Source organism: Leptothoe sp. ISB3NOV94-8A (assembly GCF_043421595.1).
Lineage (GTDB): Bacteria > Cyanobacteriota > Cyanobacteriia > Phormidesmidales > Phormidesmidaceae > Leptothoe > Leptothoe turfae.
In genome coordinates this window covers 3,736,731-3,757,285 of the sequence record NZ_JAXSQW010000001.1, presented here as the reverse complement: position 1 = coordinate 3,757,285, position 20,555 = coordinate 3,736,731, and the positions used below count along the sequence as shown (strand labels likewise).

General features: G+C 48.6%; 14 protein-coding genes. 9 read left to right on the top strand and 5 right to left on the bottom strand.

Annotation, left to right across the window (positions count from 1 at the left end):
- Positions 1–93: 93 nt before the first annotated feature.
- Positions 94–2,457 (top strand): NACHT domain-containing protein, encoded by a 2,364-nt coding sequence (locus tag SPB21_RS15825; RefSeq protein ID WP_499867109.1) that lies wholly within the window; start codon positions 94–96, stop codon positions 2,455–2,457.
- Positions 2,458–3,016: 559 nt separating this feature from the next.
- On the opposite strand, the gene SPB21_RS15820 is transcribed toward SPB21_RS15825, so the two are convergent.
- Entirely contained in the window at positions 3,017–3,721 is a 705-nt protein-coding gene (locus tag SPB21_RS15820) for a hypothetical protein (RefSeq protein WP_499867108.1), read from the bottom strand.
- 499 nt (positions 3,722–4,220) lie between these two features.
- On the opposite strand from SPB21_RS15820, the gene SPB21_RS15815 reads away from it, so the two are divergent.
- From SPB21_RS15815 to SPB21_RS15805, 3 genes are all read left to right on the top strand, one after another.
- On the top strand, positions 4,221–4,445 hold the full coding sequence (locus SPB21_RS15815; RefSeq protein ID WP_499867107.1) for a hypothetical protein: 225 nt from the start codon (positions 4,221–4,223) through the stop codon (positions 4,443–4,445).
- 137 nt (positions 4,446–4,582) lie between these two features.
- Positions 4,583–5,998, top strand: a complete 1,416-nt coding sequence (locus tag SPB21_RS15810) for a hypothetical protein (RefSeq protein ID WP_499867106.1) — start codon at positions 4,583–4,585, stop codon at positions 5,996–5,998.
- 335 nt (positions 5,999–6,333) lie between these two features.
- Positions 6,334–8,715, top strand: coding sequence for an alpha/beta hydrolase family protein (locus tag SPB21_RS15805; RefSeq protein WP_499867104.1), 2,382 nt, complete (start codon positions 6,334–6,336; stop codon positions 8,713–8,715).
- Positions 8,716–8,918: 203 nt separating this feature from the next.
- Here SPB21_RS15805 and SPB21_RS15800 read toward each other — a convergent pair whose 3' ends face one another.
- A complete protein-coding gene (locus SPB21_RS15800; protein ID WP_163698269.1) occupies positions 8,919–9,416 on the bottom strand; it encodes a hypothetical protein in 498 nt (165 codons plus the stop codon).
- A gap of 142 nt (positions 9,417–9,558) precedes the next feature.
- A complete protein-coding gene (groL, locus tag SPB21_RS15795) occupies positions 9,559–11,238 on the bottom strand; it encodes a chaperonin GroEL (RefSeq protein ID WP_163667556.1) in 1,680 nt (559 codons plus the stop codon).
- 908 nt (positions 11,239–12,146) lie between these two features.
- On the opposite strand from groL, the gene SPB21_RS15790 reads away from it, so the two are divergent.
- Positions 12,147–12,461, top strand: coding sequence for a Mo-dependent nitrogenase C-terminal domain-containing protein (locus tag SPB21_RS15790; RefSeq protein ID WP_490794597.1), 315 nt, complete (start codon positions 12,147–12,149; stop codon positions 12,459–12,461).
- A gap of 73 nt (positions 12,462–12,534) precedes the next feature.
- Here the strand turns inward: SPB21_RS15790 and SPB21_RS15785 are convergent, their stop codons facing one another.
- A complete protein-coding gene (locus SPB21_RS15785; protein WP_163667564.1) occupies positions 12,535–13,422 on the bottom strand; it encodes an ATP adenylyltransferase family protein in 888 nt (295 codons plus the stop codon).
- Positions 13,423–13,594: 172 nt separating this feature from the next.
- Between SPB21_RS15785 and SPB21_RS15780 the strand changes: the two genes are divergently transcribed.
- Positions 13,595–14,443 carry a CPBP family intramembrane glutamic endopeptidase gene (locus SPB21_RS15780; RefSeq protein WP_499867103.1) on the top strand — a complete coding sequence of 283 codons (849 nt, stop codon included), beginning with the start codon at positions 13,595–13,597 and terminating at the stop codon, positions 14,441–14,443.
- Between the two features lie 37 nt (positions 14,444–14,480).
- Here SPB21_RS15780 and SPB21_RS15775 read toward each other — a convergent pair whose 3' ends face one another.
- On the bottom strand, positions 14,481–15,755 hold the full coding sequence (locus tag SPB21_RS15775; RefSeq protein ID WP_499867101.1) for a GTPase family protein: 1,275 nt from the start codon (positions 15,753–15,755) through the stop codon (positions 14,481–14,483).
- Positions 15,756–15,973: 218 nt separating this feature from the next.
- On the opposite strand from SPB21_RS15775, the gene psb34 reads away from it, so the two are divergent.
- The 3 genes from psb34 (at position 15,974) to SPB21_RS15760 (ending at position 20,129) form a co-directional block, all read left to right on the top strand.
- Entirely contained in the window at positions 15,974–16,144 is a 171-nt protein-coding gene (gene psb34 / locus SPB21_RS15770) for a photosystem II assembly protein Psb34 (RefSeq protein WP_163667573.1), read from the top strand.
- A gap of 232 nt (positions 16,145–16,376) precedes the next feature.
- Complete coding sequence (locus SPB21_RS15765) at positions 16,377–18,473, top strand: hypothetical protein (protein ID WP_499867100.1); 2,097 nt, start codon at positions 16,377–16,379, stop codon at positions 18,471–18,473.
- A gap of 141 nt (positions 18,474–18,614) precedes the next feature.
- Positions 18,615–20,129, top strand: a complete 1,515-nt coding sequence (locus tag SPB21_RS15760) for a hydroxysqualene dehydroxylase (RefSeq protein ID WP_499867099.1) — start codon at positions 18,615–18,617, stop codon at positions 20,127–20,129.
- Positions 20,130–20,555: the final 426 nt, after the last annotated feature.

Genomic DNA, 20,555 nt, shown 5'->3' with positions numbered 1-20,555 from the left:
CCAGTATTAAGTTGGAGTTTTCGGTGGCTGAGCTTTATCGCGGTATTGATGCTACATGATTAGAATAGGGGCGTGAGTTCCTCAGATAGTAGGATGGCCCAACCTAAGTCAGTTGCAAAACCATTGCAAGCCTGTGTTGCCTGGATGCCTTTTGGTGCATCCCTTTTTAGCACTATTGGGTTTTGGGTCAAGCAAGACACCACTCAGACAGCAATTGCTGGCTTTGTAACGGGGTTATCAGTGTTATGGGCCAAATATAGCGGTGGCTTTATGGCTGAGGCCGAGCAAGAAATGGAAAAGCTGGGTCAAGCTTCTGCAAGAGGTCTGTTTAAGGTCTTTTATTTCCTCTTATCGCTGATTGGTACAGTATTCGATGCATTGAGCAAATGGATTGCTCAACACTGGTGGGAACTTACCTCAGACTTCGAAGGTAAATACTACAAACGACTGAACTATCTGTGTCGTAACTTTGAAACTCAGGGACTGGATCAAGACCGCATACTTCATCTGCAACAGGTGGTGGTCATGGTCAATGTTACAGCTAAGAGTGTGGCCCAGGTTTCTACCCGACTGCTTCGTAAAACCAAAGACGAACAAGATTTACCACGAGAGAACACCATCGGCCATTTCTTAGCGTTGATGCAAAAAGACCCTGCCTATCGCCGCCTTGCTATTTTGGGGGCACCAGGATCGGGCAAAACGACACTAATGCGTTACATGACCTTAATGTACGCTTTACGAAAACCGCGTCGTATATATCCTAAAGCTCCCGATTTTATTCCCGTCTTGCTTTATCTTCGGGATGTTTACAAGCCAATTATTGAAAATCCAGATCTGGCTTTGGCGGATCTGTTGACTGACTGGGTACAAGATTTGCAGCGTACTGATCCACTAAAGCCGCCAAAAGGTTGGTTTGCCAAAAAGCTGACGCAAAAACGTCTGCTGATTTTGCTGGATGGGTTAGATGAAGTAGCCGATGAACAAGACCGTAAGCAGGTAAGTCGCTGGGTAGATCGGCAAATGTATGAATACCCAGAAACCGCGTTTATTTTGACCTCGCGTCCTTTGGGATATCAACACGCTCAGCTCAAAGAGGGGGTAACGGTTCTAGAAGTTGCACCATTAACATCTGGCCAGATTCAAGACTTTGTGAACCAGTGGTATCGCGAAACCGAAATCAAAGCTCAGGGGCATGAGGATTTGGGGGTGAGAGAAGCGGCTGACCGCCAAGCAAAACTATTGCTTCAAGAAGTTAATACCAACAACGCTCTGAGAGATTTAGCGGAAAATCCGCTACTGCTCACCATGATAGCCACGGTGCATCGCCGTCGTGGCAGTATTCCCCGCAACCGGGTAGAGCTATACCGAGATATTTGTCAGGTACTGTTGGAAAAACGTCAGCAAGCCAAGGGCATTCCTGATGTACTCACCGCCAGCCAAAAGCAGGCTATTTTACAGCCCCTGTCGCTGGAGCTAATGCGGCGTAATACCCGAAAGTTTACCCTGGCAGATATTACGCCCTTACTAGAAGCTAAGCTTGCAAATTTACCCCAGGTGCAGTTTACTCCAGAAGATTTCTTAAAGCAGCTACAGGAGGTGGACGCACTCATCGCCAAAGAACAAGAAGGAGAGTTTGAGTTTGCCCATCTGAGCTTTCAGGAATACCTGGCGGCAGTAGAAATTAAAGACACTCATCAGGAACCATGCTTGCTAGAGGTGTTTGACGATGCTGAAAAACTTGCCTGGTGGGCAGAAACCATGAAGCTTTATGCGGCACAAGGGGATGCGACCCGGTTGATCGAAACGGCGCTGGTAGATTCTAACTTTGAAAAACTGCTACTAGCCATCGACTTTTGGCAGGTGGCGGTAACAGTAGATGCTTCGGTACAAACCGCACTGTTAGAAAAGCTCCATGAACCGCTTAAAGTGCTGGATGGAGAAGTCTTTGCTTATGCCACTAAAGTAACACCTCGATACTTTAAGCTAGCGTTTTACTTACAAACGCAGCAGTGGCAAGCAGCCGATCAGGAAACTTATAATGTGATGAAGGCGATAGGTGACCGGGATCAAAGAGGATATTTAAGCTTGAAAGATATTCGTAACTTTTCCTGTGCGGATTTGCGGGTGATCGATCAGCTTTGGTTGCGATACAGTGACGGCTTATTTGGATTCAGTGTACAAAAAGAAATCTATCTTAGCTGTGGTGGCAAAGCTGATTATGCTTATTATGAAGAAGCTTTTGAAAAATTTGGAGAGCAAGTGGGCTGGCGTGAGGAGAACGCATGGAAATTTAATATAAAAGAGATAGATGGTTTAGGCCCCAAAAACAGGGGCCATCTACCTTTTGTATGGGTTGGGTTGTTGGGGGTGGTTAGGAGGGGTGGAGGTGATAGATTATTGGATAGATTATTTGTTTTCTCTTTTCTCGCATCCAGGCTTGTGAACTGTAGCACATAAACACTTCAGCCAGATCTAAACTTTCTTAAACCCAGTCTCTACATACCAATCCTTGCCGTTTCGTCAATTCAATACCTAACACCTAGCAATAAGACTGAACGACATTCATAGCGTATCAGACGAAATTCTCGATTATTACATCGTGTGGTGATGTGATAACAGAAGTTATGGCGTAAGATTCTTGATTTACGAGCCATTCAATAAATCTCTGCAAGGTGTGTAACATCAACCTTGCCACCAATGGATTATGATGTTTTGCTACGATAAGCTCATACTTGTTAGCCAATAACCAGGATGAAATCGATTCCTATTCGAGATGAAATTCTAGCTCAATATTTTCCTTCCATGTGGCCAATGCGTAGGTTGGGTTGAATCTATGAAACCCAACAAATCCAACCGTTGTGTATTTTTCAACCCGCATTATGGTTCGTATTGGGGATGTTGGCAATGTTGGGTTAATCAGGTTGTTGTTTGCAGGCGAGAGATTTTGATGGGATGAAACCCAACCTACGATGGTGCGATCGCAACCCCCTAATTCACCCTGACAGCTACGATTCGTTTAAGTATGAGTCACACAGCTAAAAAGACCAACTAGACTGCCATTGTTAGTTAGTGCCAGCACTAACCTAGGAAACACAGAGCCCACCATAGACTCGTCATCATCGTCACCTCTTTCATCCACACTCACAAATACAGGAGTCTGTAACTCTGGTGTTTTATCAAACCATTTCGCTAGAGCTTGCCAAGCTTTGACATAACGTTCTTCACTTTGCCTGTACACTTTATCCCCATCATCTTCGCCATAGTCCAGGTCAGCATTGTCTTCTACCCGACTGACGATTCCGTCTAATGGCTCAACTTTAATTCTGGCAGTATGGTGAATGGTGCCACCAAAGGCTGAACGTATTAAGTCTTCTGTAATCTCTTCTGGACTATTAGAGCCACTATTCGCAACAATATAGAATGGTGAGAAGTCATGATCGCCTTCATCTCCCATCTTGATATATATGCCATCCATAATGTTAGCGGCTTCCTGGGATAGACGCTGACATAGGTCAAACTCGGTTGGCTGATGGTTGTGTTCTACAACATCTCCATCTCGACAAATGATCCCACAAGAATAAACAACCGCTCTTTTTGAGATGATATTCCAGTCCCACTCATCTTCTGGAACAGAATCAACTAACTCACTGATATCCATGATATCCATACATTCCATCATGGGTTCAAGGCGGGTTGGATCGATTTGACAATTTTGGATCACACTAAATACCTCTTGGAATTCTTAGATGACAATCATTGATAAGCAACGGCTTTGTTTAGAACGTCTAATGAACAGAATTTAGATAGTTATATTGAGACTGCATCAGATAAATTTCCATAAAAAATGTCATCCACTGACATGACTGATCTCCATGGTGGAGTTGAAATGGCTATGCAGATCGTAGTCATCATGATTTTAGCCTCATGGGTCCATCAGTTAAAATCAGAAAATTTAACCTAGACTAATTCTACATTTATCTCCATTTTCCGGGATGCATCCCAACTTTCCATATGGCCAATGCGTAAGTTGGGTTGAATGTATGAAACCCAATAAAACCAACCGTTGTGTATTTCCCAACCTAATCCAACAACCATCAACCCAACAATGGGTTTCCAAAATCAGAAAAAATTAAAATACCAGCTTTTCCTCCTTGGAACTTACTGCTACAGGCATGTATCCATATTTAAATACAAGCCTCAAGCAACCCAAGGCAATCACCATGGCACCTGACCCCTCCATTCCTGGCAGTCAGTCTTACAATGTCCAGTCTGTTTCGACTAGAACCATAGAAGAAAAAGGCAGTCCCTATGAGATGCCTAAGTTTCCCTCATCAGGTTTCACCTGGGATACCCATAACCACCATGAGATGATGAAAAAGCAAGAGACAATGAAAAAAGAAGACCTAGCCCCCGATTGGGTTTGGGAGTACGGCATTATGGGATAAAGGCTAACCTTCAATTGTTGCTTTCCCACAATATGACTAGCACGGGTATCAATAACGTCTGGGCTCGTAAGCTGCTGTATGGGATATGTTTTATTTTTAAAACATGATCCAAATATAATGTTGGCCCATACAGCCTTATGTTCAATCTGCCGAGCCAACTCAATCGAGTCAGCGGTCTTGTCGTTTTTCAGGTCTGTTGTTTTGGTTTGTGTCCTTCACTTTCCGCCAAGGCAGACGCCATAGCGGTTGAGGACTTAACCCGCAATGGCACCCAGCCCATTACCCAACTGCCGGTGGCAACAGCAACCGCCCGAGAAACCTATGTTGAAGAGCAGCGATCGCACATCCAACCCCACAACTATAGTCTGGTCCTCTATCCCTTTACCGAAGAGCACCAGACCCACTGGCAAAACCTTCTCTGGTCCACTGGCATCTTAGAACCACGGGCTGCATACATTGATGAGGCAATTGCATACCTGATGGGGCAAGCCAACGCATTTCAGCTATCGGCCAATCAACGCCAAACCATAGAAATGGCGTTTCAAGTTGGTACCCAGCTGTATTTAAGCGCTCCAAATGCCCATCCTAAAATTCGGCAGGCCCTGGCGGATGCCGTTGACCAGGTGCACAATACCAAGTGGTCAGCCATGGCCTTATCTGCCCTGGCTCAAGGTGAAACGACGCCTCAACAGCGATATGTCCTCAGCGATCGCATCCGCCAACGCTTCCCCAACTGGCACCAAGATCTATACCTCAGGACTACTCTGCACGATGTTGCTGCCATCGATCACCCGATCGCCATGCCGCCCCTGGATGAGCTATTAGATTGGACCATTGCTCCTGAGCAGTTGCATCTCTACGTGCTCTGTTCTCCTGACCGAGGCCAGCTGTGCCAGGCCGTACTCAAAGATCGCCAGGGCAAATTTGTACGCGAAACAGACGGACAGCTTTGGTCTGTGCCGTTGGGGTTGCGATCGCTCCACACCGGTCTCTCCTGGAACTTCACCCGAGGCGAAACACCCCAGGGAATTTATCGCATCGAAGGCACCATTCCCCAGCCCGATACCGACTACTTTCGACCCTACGGTCAATTTGCCCTGGTGCAGCTGTTTGTGCCCCACGAACCCGGTGTACAAGCCTTTTTACCATCCCAAACTAAGGCAGACCAAGCCCCCTGGAGCGGTGGACTGGTTGCCTACCAGGCGTTGCTGCCCCCAACCTGGCGTAATTATTTACCCATTCAGCAAACCTACTGGGCCGGCAAAGCAGGACGTAACTATTTCCGCATCCACGGTACCGGTGAAGATCCAGGCTTTTTTGCCAATAGCCGTCAGTACCCTGCCAGCGCAGGCTGGAATCCTACCATTGGTTGTCTGTCTGCCATTGAAATCTACGATCATCAGGGGCGGCTACAGCGGGCTGATATGCCCAAAATTTTGGCCGCCTTGACGGATATCGATGGTGAGGATTTCGCTGGATATCTTGTCGTTGTGAACATTCCAGAAGCTGACAGGCTAAATGTGGAGGAATTCCTTTTAGGCCAGCAGAATTAACTATCCAGAACCTAATACCTTTGTTAACCAGTCCTTTATTTTTCTACTGCCCCCTTATTTTTTGTTGCCGAGGGTGAATATCAGGAATTGCTCCTGGTATGTAATGCTGCCCCAGGGCAACCACAAGGAATTGATTCTGTTCTGCCTTGTCGTTTCAGGGCAACCACCGGGGATTGCCCCTACTTCCCATTCCCTTTAACTCCCGTATGTTGAGTTTTTTAGATTTCATGACAGCACAACACAAGGCTGCGGGAAGCATCTAGACTCTAGGTTCTAGCCCAAAATACGCTATGTTTCGACACTTGCTCCCGCTTGTTGTTATTCCTTTAATTGCTATGCCTGTCTCAGCCCAGACCGATCAGCCCATGTCCACCTGGCAAAATCCACCTGAACCGATTACGTCGATGTTGGATGTGGACCCGCTATCGGCAGTGTCGATTTCACGAGATAACCAGTGGCTGGTAGAACTAGAACGACGGGCGCTGCTGCCAATTTCAGAATTATCAGAACCCTGGCTTGCGATCGCAGGCACTAAAATCAACCCCAACACCTGGGGACCTGCCCAAGAAGGTTCCTATAAAGGGCTGACGGTTCGTCGTCTAGGGACCTTAGAGAGTACTCCCATCCATTTACCACCGGATGCACGGATCCGCAACCTGCGCTGGTCCTACGATAATCGCTATTTGGCATTTACGCTGACCCAGGCTGATGGCATTGAGCTGTGGGTCTTAGATGTGGCGGAAGCTAAGGCAAGACCCCTGAGCGGTCCGCTTCTCAATGGTGTGTATAACAGCCCTTGTCGTTGGCTGCCGGGGGATGAGGGGCTGATTTGTAAAGTGCGACCCCAGGGGCTAGGTGTCCCCCCCACTGAGCCTAAGGTGCCTGTTGGACCTGTGATTGAAAGCAGCCAGGGACGGGTGGCCGCGACTCGCACCTACACTAATTTGTTGCAGAGCCCCCACGATGAAGCTTTGCTTGAATATTATTTCTCCTCTCAGATCGCCCACATTAGCCTGGATGGAGAGATTACCCTGCTGGATGATCCCAGCCTGCTCCGCAATGTAACGGTTTCTCCCGATGGTCAGTGGCTGTTACGTTCCACCGTGCATCGTCCCTTTTCCTATCAGGTTCCCCTATCTCGCTTTCCGGTGCGCTACGAGGTGCTTAACCGCCAGGGAGAGGTGGTACATGAGTTAGCGGATTTACCCCTGGCCGACGATATTCCCATTGCCTTTGACTCAGTGCGGCAGGGTAAACGGGGCATCGGCTGGCGGACCGATCAGCCTGCCACCCTATTCTGGACAGAGGCCCTAGACGGTGGTGATGCCAGCAATGAGGTGGAGCATCGGGATGGGCTGTATACTCTGGCTGCACCTTTTGACGGGGAGCCAACAGAACTATGGCGTTCCACCCTGCGATTTCGTGGGGTTACCTGGAGCACAGAAGATTTTGCTGTTGTGACAGAAGCCTGGTACGACAGCCGTCAATTAAAAGCCTGGTCCATTAATCTTGGGCAAACTGCCTCGGAGCCAGTCTTGCTAGATGAAAGAGACTTTCAGAATGCCTATGCCAATCCAGGTAGTCCAGTTCTGATGCCAGGGCCCTATGGCCGTTCAGTGCTGATGCTCAGTGAGGATGGCAAGAGTATGTACCTTAACGGCGGTGGTGCTTCACCCGATGGAGTGTTTCCCTTTTTAGATCGTCTGGATCTGACTAGCTTAGAAACAGAGCGTCTTTGGCAGGCTGAAGGAGACGTCTTTAGTCGGATAACGCGTTTGCTAGATGCTAATGCTGAAAATATTATTGTTCGAAGAGAATCTCAGACTAGCCCAGGCAACTATCATCAGCTGATGCTGTCCAGTGGAGAAGAGAAGCCTCTCACGGAATTTGTTGATCCCCTGGCTTGGTATGCCGATGTACAAAAAGAAATTGTGCGCTATCCCCGTGCGGATGGAGTCACGCTGACAGCCACTCTATACCTGCCACCGGGCTATAATCCAGCGACCGATGGCCCTTTACCTACGGTGCTTTGGGTTTATCCGCGAGAGTTTAAAGATCGTGCAGTTGCTAGCCAGAATACTCGCTCAGAGTATACGTTCACTCGGCCTGGACGAGATTCGGTTTTGTTTTTGTTAACGCAGGGTTATGCTGTCCTCAACGGACCGACCATGCCGATTGTGGGTGAAGGGGATAAGCAACCGAATGATACCTACATTGAGCAGCTGGTATCGAGTGCTGAGGCCGCAGTTAACTTGCTGGTAGAACGAGGTGTTAGCGATGGTCAGCGCTTAGCCATCGGCGGCCACTCCTATGGTGCATTTACCGCCGCTAATTTGCTCGCCCATAGCGATCTCTTTCAGGCAGGCATTGCTCGCAGTGGGGCCTATAACCGGACGCTCACACCCTTTGGTTTCCAAGGAGAACAGCGTAATTTCTGGGAAACACCTGAGACGTACCTAACCATGTCTCCGTTTATTGCCGCTGAAAAAATTAATGAGCCACTGTTATTGATCCACGGTGCTGAGGATAACAACCCAGGTACCTATCCGATTCAGTCTGAGCGTCTCTACGAGGCGATGAAAGGCCTTGGTGGTACGGTGCGCTATGTGTCATTACCGGCAGAGGGTCATGTATATCGTTCGCGCGAAGCCGTTGGCCACGTGTTGTGGGAAATGGTGTCTTGGTTAGATGACCATGTAAAAGGTGGTGAACCCTAACCCCCTTGTTGGTCACCTGACATCGCCAATATATGGAAACACCGTAGGGGTAATGCCTCGTGCTTACCCCGCCATACGGTTTGCTATTGGTCAGAATTTTGTACCACCCGAAAGAAATATGTTGTCCGTAGGAATTGGGGCAACCACAAGGGATTGCCCCTACGGGGTATCTAATTTTTTATTGGTATACCGAGGGCAAAACCTTAATCCAACAATGACCCAACCAATAATTTTTGCAGCATCCAAACCAGGCTTACGGCCAGAGATGCGCTCCAGATAGTCGCGGCTAGCGTCAGCTTGCCATTCAGCACACAGAGACTACCGCTAATTAGAAGAGCGATCGCAACGCCACCCGATACCCGCACCAAAATCTGCACAGCTTCCGTTAGTTTGCGCAGACGAGTGGCCACATCATCGGTGGATACAGGCGAAATTGCTGATTCTAGTAGCGTTTGAAAGCTGTCGTATTGCTTGGAATCAATGTGGTAGTAAGTACCCAGGTCAGTATCTCGCAGGGCTGGATTAGAACGGAGGCCGAACTGTTTGGCGGTTGCGATCGCAGCCCGTACCTGACGCTTGCTCGCCACCCCATTAAACGTATCAAACAGCGACTCGCGATACACACCTGCCCTTGCCATCTCTAAAATCCGCTGGCTGAGTTCCACCTCATGGAGCTTGGCTGGGTCAGACACTTGAGTCACTGGCTTTTTCCAATCGCTAAGTAAATATGTACTATTTAGAATATAGCCGATTCATATTCCTGCGCCAATCAATCATAAAAAACATAGGGGCGTTCCACGGAACGCCCCTACAAAATATGGCCTTAAAAAGACAGGATGGATGTTACATCATGCCGGGCATGCCCATGCCGCCCATGCCACCCATGCCGCCCATGCCACCCATGCCGCCCATGCCGCCCATGTCACCACCAGGTGCAGCAGCTTCAGGTTCAGGCTTCTCAACCACAAGTGCTTCGGTCGTTAAGACCATGCCAGCGATAGACGCAGCATCCTGCAACGCAGAACGTACAACCTTAGCAGGATCCACAATACCGCTAGCCATCAGGTCTTCGTAGGCACCGGTTAGGGCGTTGTAACCTTCATTAAAAGGAAGTGAACGTGCCTTTTCGACAACTACGCTACCTTCATCACCAGCATTGTCAGCAATCTGACGTAGAGGAGCTTCTACAGCCCGCATAACGATGTCGACACCAGTCTGCTCTTCAGGGCTGAGGCTAGCTTTAAGGTCGTCAAGCTTTTGCGCCAGGTGCAATAGCGTAATGCCACCACCAGGAACGATACCCTCGTCCACAGCTGCTTTAGTTGCGCTTAGGGCATCTTCAATGCGTAGCTTGCGGTCTTTCAGTTCAGTTTCAGTGGCAGCACCAACCTTGATTACGGCAACGCCACCCGCTAGCTTAGCCAAACGCTCAGATAGCTTTTCCTTGTCATAATCAGAGTCAGTTTCGTTCAACTCTCTACGAATCTGACCGATGCGCTCGTCGATATCTGCCTTATTACCACTCTCAGACACAATAGTAGTGGTGTCCTTGGTAATGGTGATCTTATCGGCAGTACCTAGCATTTCGACCGTTGCCATTTCCAGGCTGAGACCAATATCTTCAGAAATGACCTGACCACCTGTCAGTACAGCAATATCCTGCAGCATAGCCTTACGGCGATCGCCAAAACCAGGAGCCTTAACCGCAGCGACATTCAAGACGCCACGAGCCTTGTTGACAACCAATGTTGCCAGCGCTTCGCCGTCTACATCTTCAGCAACGATGACGAGGGGCTTGCCAGCACGGGCGATGTTTTCTAGGACGCCTACCAGGTCCTGCATAGAACTGATCTTCTTATCGGTGATCAGAACCAGTGCACCTTCAAGATCAGCGATCATTCGCTCTTGATCGGTGACGAAGTAAGGGGAAATATAACCCCGGTCAATCTGCATCCCTTCAACCACATCGAGTTCGGTATTGAGGGACTTAGATTCTTCAACGGTAATCACACCGTCCTTAGTAACTTTATTCATAGCCTCGGCAATCATGCTGCCAATGGCTTCATCACTACCAGCGGATACCGTAGCTACCTGGGCGATCTCCTTACCTTCTACAGGCTTAGCGACCGCTGCAATCTCATCAACCAATTTGGCAACGGCTTTTTCAATACCGCGACGTAGGCTCACGGGGTTCGCACCAGCCGCTACGTTCTTGAGGCCTTCACGGATAATTGCCTGAGCCAACACAGTGGCTGTGGTGGTACCGTCACCAGCTAAGTCCTTAGTTTTAGAAGCTACTTCTTGGATTAACCGTGCCCCGGTGTTTTCATAGGGATCAGACAGCTCAATTTCCTTAGCAATGGTGATGCCGTCATTGACAATCTGAGGTGCGCCGAATTTCTTTTCAAGAACAACGTTACGACCCTTAGGACCAAGGGTAATTTTGACCGCATCGGCCAGGGCGTTAACGCCTTGTTCTAAAGCCTGGCGGGACTTTTCATCAAATACTACCAGTTTCGCCATAGTCAGCTCGTTTAGCTCTGCAATGAAAGACCTTAGCACTCTCTGAGTCAGAGTGCTAACTAAGCGTATATCACGACATGGTGTTGCTTAATTCGCGATAACCGATCCTTAGAACCGCCCCATGCTTGGTCTGCCTGCGCAGTATCCATCAGATGCCGCAATTCAGATGCCGCAATTCAGATGCCGCAATTCAGATGCTCCCTGTAGCTGTGCAGTGTGGCTATACCTGGCGTATCAACTTTTGTTGAGTTTATTCAATTCTCTAGAAGATGGTCAGCGTAGAGTATCAGGTTTGACAAATTTCTTGCCCAATGTCTTAAGTGCTTGACCCAACGGTAACCTGATGGGAACTGCCTAATGCCGCTGAATACTGACTAATATATTTACCGAGAGAGGTAATTATTGTTACGTCAATCTCGTAGGTAATAACTTTGGGAATCTGGGCAAGATGACTTTAGTGTTATTCCGTTCCCTAGTTTTCTACCAACGGCCTTGACTAAATTTGCAAAGTTTTTCTGAGGGGCTACGAGTATCCGGAAAGGTAAAGGTCAGATGCGTATCTTGCATCAGATTCTAGAAAATGTCTCGTTCGTAACACACAAATTGGGATCCATCTTCTAGCATTTATTTTGGGCTGAAATCCAGTTCAAATTACATTGTTTTTATAGTTTCCGTTCTTTATTAGACCTTTAGAAAACTTTCGTCAGGGTTATTATTCGCTTTACCTAGGCACAACGTTAATTGCTTACCTTAGAGGGAATTAACACACAACTCCTCAAGTCCTTATAACTCCATTGTCTGAACAGTTAGCGTTTCTAATAACTAAACTCCTTATAAATCTTCTATCTAAACAGTCAGCGCTTCTAACAATCTGTTCTCCTGAAAAATTAAGTCTTTCTTTCTAACTCATGTCTTCTGCCACTGCATTTCTGAAGAACCACGTTCTCCATGGCATCAAGTTCCAGTTCAAGCCACTGCAGCCTCTTCGATTCTGGATCGATTCTTTAAATGTTAAAGACCCTGAGCAAGCACGTTGGATTGCTCGCTTCGTTCCTGCTCAATGTCCATTTGAACGCGATATTGTCCTGTTTGGCCGCACAATCGCTCACATTCCTCCGATGTGTAAGCTTAACCCTTTATATGACGAGGTAGTGGGTTTACGCTTCCGGGCCCTATGTTTCTTGGCCGATGAATGCGGCGAAGATATTTCCGCTCTAATTTAGATGTGGGTTGTATCCACTCGTGTAGGGACATTCCCATTATGGTAGGGACGTTCCATGGAGCGTCCCTACATAGTTAAATTGCCTTGCCGACTTCCTTTAATAAGGTCATCGGTCCGATTTCTTTAAGTTTGTCCATTTGCTCTTGGTTTTTGACCAATAACGAACCGGCAAAACCGAGGGAGTTGACCGAGATGCCCAGATAGTCATCCTGACGTCGTGGCACGGCCATTAACCAGTTGCGTGTGCCCAGTAGGTTATAGGCATCTCGCTGGGACCCTTGCCATTGTCCGGTGGGATCATCTAGTGCCAGGCTATGTAATAGTCGTCGATAATGCTGAAGCCATTGCTGCGGTCCGTCATCAGGACTGAGTTGAACGATGCGGTGGGCATAGGGCAGCTGAGGCGACTGACCGATGCCATCAATAAAATTGGTGACGCGGATGGCTGCTTCAATGGGCAAATCCATGGACTGTTGGGGGATAAGCTGAAGGTGTTTATGGGGTTGACTGGCTCCAGCAGCGGATCCACCATTGTAGAAAAATAAGCCAGCGACTTCTTCTATACAGCGGCAAAGGGCTTCAAAATCAGCCAGGTTAAGCCAGTCGAGCTGAGACTCAAAGCTACGGGTGACGATCAGAAAATGATGGTCAACGACATTAAATTTGTTTAGCAGACAGACATGGGTGTCGGAGATGTCTGTGACATAAAGGTTGGGGTCGTAGGGTAAAAACGGATTGGTCTTTTTCTTGGCCTGAACCTTACGGGCCTGAGCTTTGCGGTTTAGGTTGGTTAAAATTCTTATAATAAACTCCACACACCCATCGGTAACAAGTTCATACTCGGTGTCGATGGGTTTTAGGGCTTCAGTAGTTAAGCCATGCTCGGTTTGGGCTTGGAGTTTGGACCATAAGGTATGGGACTGCCAGGGTTTGCGAGGGTGTGAGTCTGTGCGATCGCACATATATCTATCCTGATAAACCGCTACTGCTATGCAGTTTTAACATAGCTCTGGTACAAATATGTTGTTACATCCCGACGCGTCATATCGTTTCTGATGCACGGCATAGATCCGTAATGCCCGAGTTGGTCATCTGTTTTGCAATTAAATGCACTCTAATTATTAAGGTGTTCGCATGGGTAGGAACCCCTTCGAAGTACTCAAATTCCGTACCCATGTGTTAGTTGCTTTTATTGTGAGCAACCTGCTGGTAGAAATTATCTATGGCATCCTTGATTATCAACGGCTGCTGCCCTGGCCCCTAAATGACAAACTGTGGATACCTGTCCAGTTCATAATTATTTTTGGATTGGTGTGTGTCGTTCTTATCACCACCGGGCAGCGAGCTGGTTTGCAGCTAACTCGTTTATTTGGGCCGCCGCCGCGTTTCCCGTGGGCCTATGGCATATTGTTAATTTCCAGTATGCTGATTTTCTCTTTCAGTAGCTTTTTATTGCTGTTTTACCCCGTCTCACTATTTGCTCCTGGGTTTGTGGAAGAACGACTGACGGAACAGCTGCTAAATGTTGAAACAGTGGCTCCTGGTCTATATCGCTACTTGATGCTGTTTGTTGTTCTGGTTTTTGCCCCCATCGCTGAAGAATTTGTATTTCGGGGTGTGTTATTACAACGCTGGGCTGTGCGATGGAATTTGCCTGTGGGGATTATCATGTCATCTTTACTGTTTGGCATGTTACACATCAACAACCCCTTGGGGCTCACCATGTTTGGTGTGATTATGGCGCTGTTGTATATTCGCACCCGCAGTTTGTGGGTGCCGATTATTGCCCATGCGCTCAACAATGTTGTCTCGGTTGCACCGGAATTGCTATCACCTGGTCCCCAAACATTTGATATTGGTGATTTTCAGCAGACATGGTGGGTGGGCCTTATCGGCCTGTGTTTGGCTGCGCCTACGTTATGGCACTTCATTTCTAATAGTTGGCCCCATAAAAATACACAACCACCCTATTTTTGGGAATAAACGAATCCGTTGTTTAGGAGCGTTCCATGCAACGCCCCTACATGGGGTTGTTTTTACGAAATCTCTCCTTTGCCGATTTAAAGGCATCTTTCATGGCGGCTTGAATGCGTTCAGGGTCAGGCTTTTTCCCACCCATCAGATCGCCAAAGTAGATGCATGCACCTTCACCCAACGCCCAGGTATAAGCTGCTGCCCATGAAGCCGCAACAACGCTGCCGAAACCGGGGATCAATTTAATCAATTCTCGCCCGATGGCTTGGGCCAAGAAACCTCCAGCGATGGTACTAGCAACACCGCCTGCTTGGGAAAAGCTGAGGCGTTGACCATAAAGTTGCCCCAGGGCAACAATCATGGAAACTTGCAGCGCCGTAATCGCTGGCATCGTGGCGAAGGGTAGCGGCACCGCAGCTAATGTGGCCGCAATCACGGAAAAAGCTGAAATGTAACGTCGAGCCACATCTCGATAGATCGCCCCTAGTTGGGTGGTGGCGTCATCAGCCTGATCTAGCAGTTGATGGATAGCATTGGACTCTGCCTCGGGCAGCTGGTCAGATAGGACAGTGAGTAGCGCATCCAGCCCATAAAAAACAGGAGTGTAGCCGTCTTCTTCAAGGGTGAAGTCAACCATAACGGCACTGTCAAAGAGACCGTCAAAACTGCGTTTGAGTTCACCAAAGGCCCGTTGAACTGATGTTTGTGTAGGTGGGTAGGGCGAATGCTCAGCCCCGGTAGGATAAAGCTCGTGCAGACAGGTGACAACTAAAACCACTGGAATTGTTGGATGCTGGGCTCTAACACCACGCAAAATCTGGTGCAGACTCTCCACTGCAAAGTCATTGACCTTAACTGTCACCAGCAAGATCCGCGCCCCGCGCGCCTGCTGAGCAAGGTCATTTTGGAGTTCTTGTAGGATGCTGTCTACATCGCGGTCCACATCTCCTAGCCCAACCGTATCTGTAAATAACAGCAGTGGCAGATCTGCTGATGGATAAGCGTAACGCTGGGTGTGTTGGGTATGGGGCCGAAATCCCTGGCCAATAATATCTGCGGAGACTCCGGTTAACCCACGCACAATTGAACTTTTGCCCGATTGGGGTTTGCCGATCAGCCAGGCTTCAGTGGTAGGTAGTTCCGCCCTGATTTTTTCCAGGATATTGGCAACTTGGTCATCATCGACTGCGAACCATTTCAGCACTCGTTGGGTGACCTGATCTAGAGATATACCGGACTTGATTGCATGCCAAGTCGTTAGCCAGCCCTGCGTTTGTGATGATGGGATTTTGGGCTGGGGATTTTGGGCGGATGCTGCCATCGCATCTCCTCATGGAGCCTTCAATAGTATTGTATCGATCAGTTCAACGCTCTCTAGGAGGGAACCTCACCCCGATTAGGTGCTGATTTCACTACTCGATATGAAAGTGGCTGCGGAAGCAATTATTGCGATTTATTGTGTAATGTGTCGAATTTGATAAATAACTACACTAACTTTTGCTAAGCTAACATGTGATGGTGCCGTAAGAGTTTATACCTATGCCATACACCACTGAAGAAGGTGGACGCCTTAACAATTTTGCTTCTGAGCCCAAGATGTATGAGGCTCAGCCTCCGACAGCCAGTGAAAAGCGTAACTACGTTATTTTGGGGCTTGCTGGTGCTGCCCTGGTGGTTGGCTTGATTGCTTTGACAACCGTAATTTCCTAAGACAGCTTTGAATTTTTGACTGGCTTGCCTGAGTAGCGGCTAACTGCTTATTACCTTTAGAAAAGGCTCGCATTATGCGAGCCTTTTCTATTATTGAGACGCTCTAAGGATGGGGACAACTGCCCGAAGGCCTAAAATTTAAGAACTGCTATTCTTTGCTGTATAAGGGTTTTATTACTCACAACTAATCACTCATAATTAAGAACGAATATTAGAGCTACTATCAGATGTCATGGTCCAGGATGACGAGGCGGCTATGGTATCGATGTGGATTACGGGGCCTACGCGCAGTGGTAAAACCCAGCATTTGATTAATTGGCTATTGCAGCAGACGGCTACGGCTGAACGTCCTTGGTTAGTGTTTGCTGCCAACGGTGATAACCGCATCGCTTTAGCTCAGCGGCTGGCATCTGCTGTGCAAGATCAGGTACCTTACACCACAACTACGCCCGCTGGTTTTATTCAGAATGAAGTCATTCTTTTCTGGCCTTTGCTAGTGGAGTCTCTGGGGCTTAAAGCTCAGTTTCCCCTCAAGCTGCGTCCTGAAAATGAACAGCTGTTGGCGTTGCAGCTATGGGAGCCACTTTTGGCAGAAGAGTTGCAAGTGGAAGGCTGGCCAGAATCCCAAACGGTGCGACGGGCTCTAGATTTATTGCAGTTGGCAGCTTCGGCAGGTATTCCAACTGAAGAAATTACCCTGCGACTGCAACAGGGAATGATGCCGAACCTGGTACCGGCCAATACCTGGGAAGCGATTGGGGCTGCGCTGTTGCAGTGGCGCATTTGGTGTTTGGAACGAGGGTTGCTTACCTATGGACTGATGACGGAGCTTTATTGGCGATACTTGTTGCCTTTATCTCAGTATCAGACGCAGCTGCTAGAGAGATTTGCTGGGACAGCTGCCGATGATGTCGATGAGTATAGTGCGATCGCAATTCCCCTCTTCCAAATCTTCAAAACTGCCGGTCGCTCCCAGGCATTTACCTATAACCCCAGCGGTCAAGTGCGTTTAGGCGTAGGCGCTGATCCTGCGGCCACTCTAACATTGGCAACAGACTGTGAGCAGATACAGCTGCCCCACCCCGATACTGATAGCCTCGGCTATACCATGGCCGATGATGTGGTGCAGTGGGTGCAAGACCCGTTGGCCATCCCCGAATTGCCCGAGCAGGTGCAATTAATCACAGCCACCACCCGAGGCAAAATGCTGCGGCAGACTGCGGATTTTATGGCCGATGCCATTCACCGTGAAGTCGTGACGCCAGCAGAAATTGCGGTGATTGGCCCTGGTTTAGACGCCATTGCTCGCTACAGTCTAATCGAGATTTTGAGTGATCGAGGCATTGTTGTTGCCTCCCTTAAAGATCAGCGACCTTTAATTAGTTCTCCATTTGTGCGGGCTTTGCTTGCCTTACTATCTCTGGTTTATCCAGGGTTAGGACGACTGGTTAATCGTGATGCCGTGGCTGAAATGCTAGTGGTGCTCAGCCAAACCCCAGAAACTGAGGCCAGTTTGCCCTGGTTCGACCTGACCCGCATTGATCCAGTGCGGTCGGAGTTAATTGCCGACCATTGTTTTGTCCCCGATATTGAGCATCCTCGCCTGCTGCCGGTGGAGAATTTTCCCCGGTGGGATCGTCTGGGCCACCAGGCTACAGAGTCCTACAATCGTATTTTGGACTGGCTCAGCGAACAAAAGAAACAACAGCAGCAGCGGTATCCCACCAGTCCAGTGATCATGCTGGACCGGGCAGTGCAAGACTTTTTATGGCGTGGTAACTATCTACCCATCGATCAGCTTTCAGCTCTGCGAGAACTGATGGAAACGGCTCAATACTTTTGGGATGTGGAGCAGCGCTTGGCTCTCTATGGCGGCATGCCAGGAGACGATTCTCTCAGTGATGTGGGGCGTTTTATCCGTTTACTGCAGCGAGGCACCGTATCAGCCAATCCCTATCCGGCCAGATCGTTAGATGGAGAGCGGCAAGGGGTAACGTTGGCCACTGTATTTCAGTATCGAGCCCAGCGACTTACCCACCGTTGGCAGTTTTGGCTAGATGCCGGTTCTCCCCGCTGGCTGACGGGTCGTGATGAACTGTTTGGGGCTGAGATTTTCTTAAGCAGTTGGCCAGATCGACCGGTAACAGCTGCGGATACTGAGACCATGCACGAGGCCAGGTTAGAGAGAATTTTGCGAGACTTGCTAGGCCGAACAACAGAAAGACTTTATTTGTGCCACAGTGAACTAGCCCTCAATGGGCAGGAACAGATGGGACCACTTCTCAGTCTAGTCAGCGCTGGCAATCCCATGGAAATGGATAATACCTAACTTCTGGAAAGGATTGATCAAGCTATTGGCTAATACCCCTGGTGATGTCTGGTGAATCCCTTTACTAGGGATGAGCATCGCGACAGGCTGCACCGGATGAGCTTCTGGTCTACAGTACAAAGGTAGGCGAGTAAGCAATTTATGAATTCAGCCGAGAAAAAAGTAATCGTTGTTGGTGCTGGCTGGGCTGGCCTTGGAGCTACCTATCATCTAGTCAAGCAAGGCTATGACGTTACGCTACTTGAGGCTGGCCCCCAGCCCGGTGGCCTAGTTGCTGGTTGGAAAACGCCGGGGGGGCGTTCTGTAGAAGCCGGTATTCACGGTTTCTGGTATCCCTACAACAATATTTTTGGTTTGGTGGATGAACTGGGTATTCAACCGTTTACCCCCTATACCCGCTCGTCTCAATATTCCCCAGCGGGTCTAGAGGTGAAGTCACCCCTGTTCCAGGCAATGCCTTATTTGCCCAGCCCCATGGGCACCTTTGTCCATACCAAATTTAAGCGGCTACCCCTGGCAGATCGGCTGTCGGCACTGCCGTTGCTATACGCAGTGGTGGATTTTGATAACTCTGACGATGCCTGGAAACGTTACGACGGCATGACCGCTAGAGAGCTATTTAAGCAGTATGGTGTTTCAGAACGTCTATATAAAGAATCCTTTGAACCCATGTTGCTGGTGGGGCTGTTTGCCCCAGGTGAGCAATGTTCGGCGGCGGCGGCATTGGGCATGCTCTACTACTTTATTTTGGCCCACCAGCCTGACTTTGATGTGCGCTGGTGTCGGGGCACCGTAGGCGAGATGATCTTTCGTCCCTGGGTAGAACGGATTGAGTCTTTAGGTGGCAAAGTATTGGCTAATAGGCGAGTTAGTGATGTGCAGGTAAAGGATAACCGCGTGACAGGTGTAGTTTGCACAGGTATGGATGGCGATGAAACCTTTGATGCAGATGCTGTAATTTTCTCAGTCGGCATTACTGGGATGAAAAAGATTGTTGCGGTCAGTGACGCTCTACGCAATCGATCTGAATTTAGGGATTTGCAAAACCTCGGTGGTGTGGATGTGTTGGCGACACGACTGTGGTTTGATCGCAAAATTGACGTACCATTGCCATCCAATGCCTGCTTTGGCTTTCATCAGGCCACAGGATGGACCTTCTTTGACTTAAATGCTCTCCATGATGAGTATAAGGATGAACCCGGTAGTGTGATTGAGGTGGACTACTACCATGCAAATCAGTTGTTGCCTTTAAGTGATGAACAGGTGGTTAGCCTGACGAAAAAAGACTTGGCAGGCTGTATTCCAGAGTTTGCTGATGCCCAGGTTGTCGACCAAGCCGTTGTGAGAATCTCCCAGGGTGTTAGCCACTTTGCACCGGGAAGCTATCGCTATCTGCTGCCGGGAATAACCAGCTTTAGCAATGTGTTTATGAGTGGTGATTGGATTGTGACGCGCCACGGCTCCTGGTCCCAGGAAAAGGCCTATGTTACTGGCTTAGAAGCAGCGAATCAGGTAATTAGCATGCTGGGCACCGGAACATCGGCAGAAATTACCCCCATTGTGCCCGATGAACCCCACATTCAGGCAGCACGGGCGATTAATAAGACGGTGCGACAAATGGTGAATCAAGTAGTGCCACAGTGGTGGTCTTATTAGTTGCCGAGTTGCATGTTGTTTTTATGCATATGCCTAACGGTGTCTAACTTTCATTGGCAATCATATGGATGCGTTCATTGACCTGGCTCACAAAGAACCCGGTGGGGCCTACTCATTTTATTGCCTAACCGGAGGCCATCAGCAATGCCCTAGGCCGTTCAAAATTTGAATGCCGTAGCCTTTTCAGAACTTTATATGATCTTTACGAGGGTGTCCCTGGGAGAAGCTAACCGCTGGCGTATGGGTAGCTAAGGTTTTGGAGAAATAATTATGAACACCCTTATGCTGCTTGCGACAATTGAAATTTGCAACTTTATGGGTTGTAGCTGGTTGGAGAGTGCGATCGCATTCGTTCAGGAGTGGGTATCTAAAATCACAGTCTAGATACTTACGTCTTATTGAAGCTATTTCAGCAGCCGTTGGTCA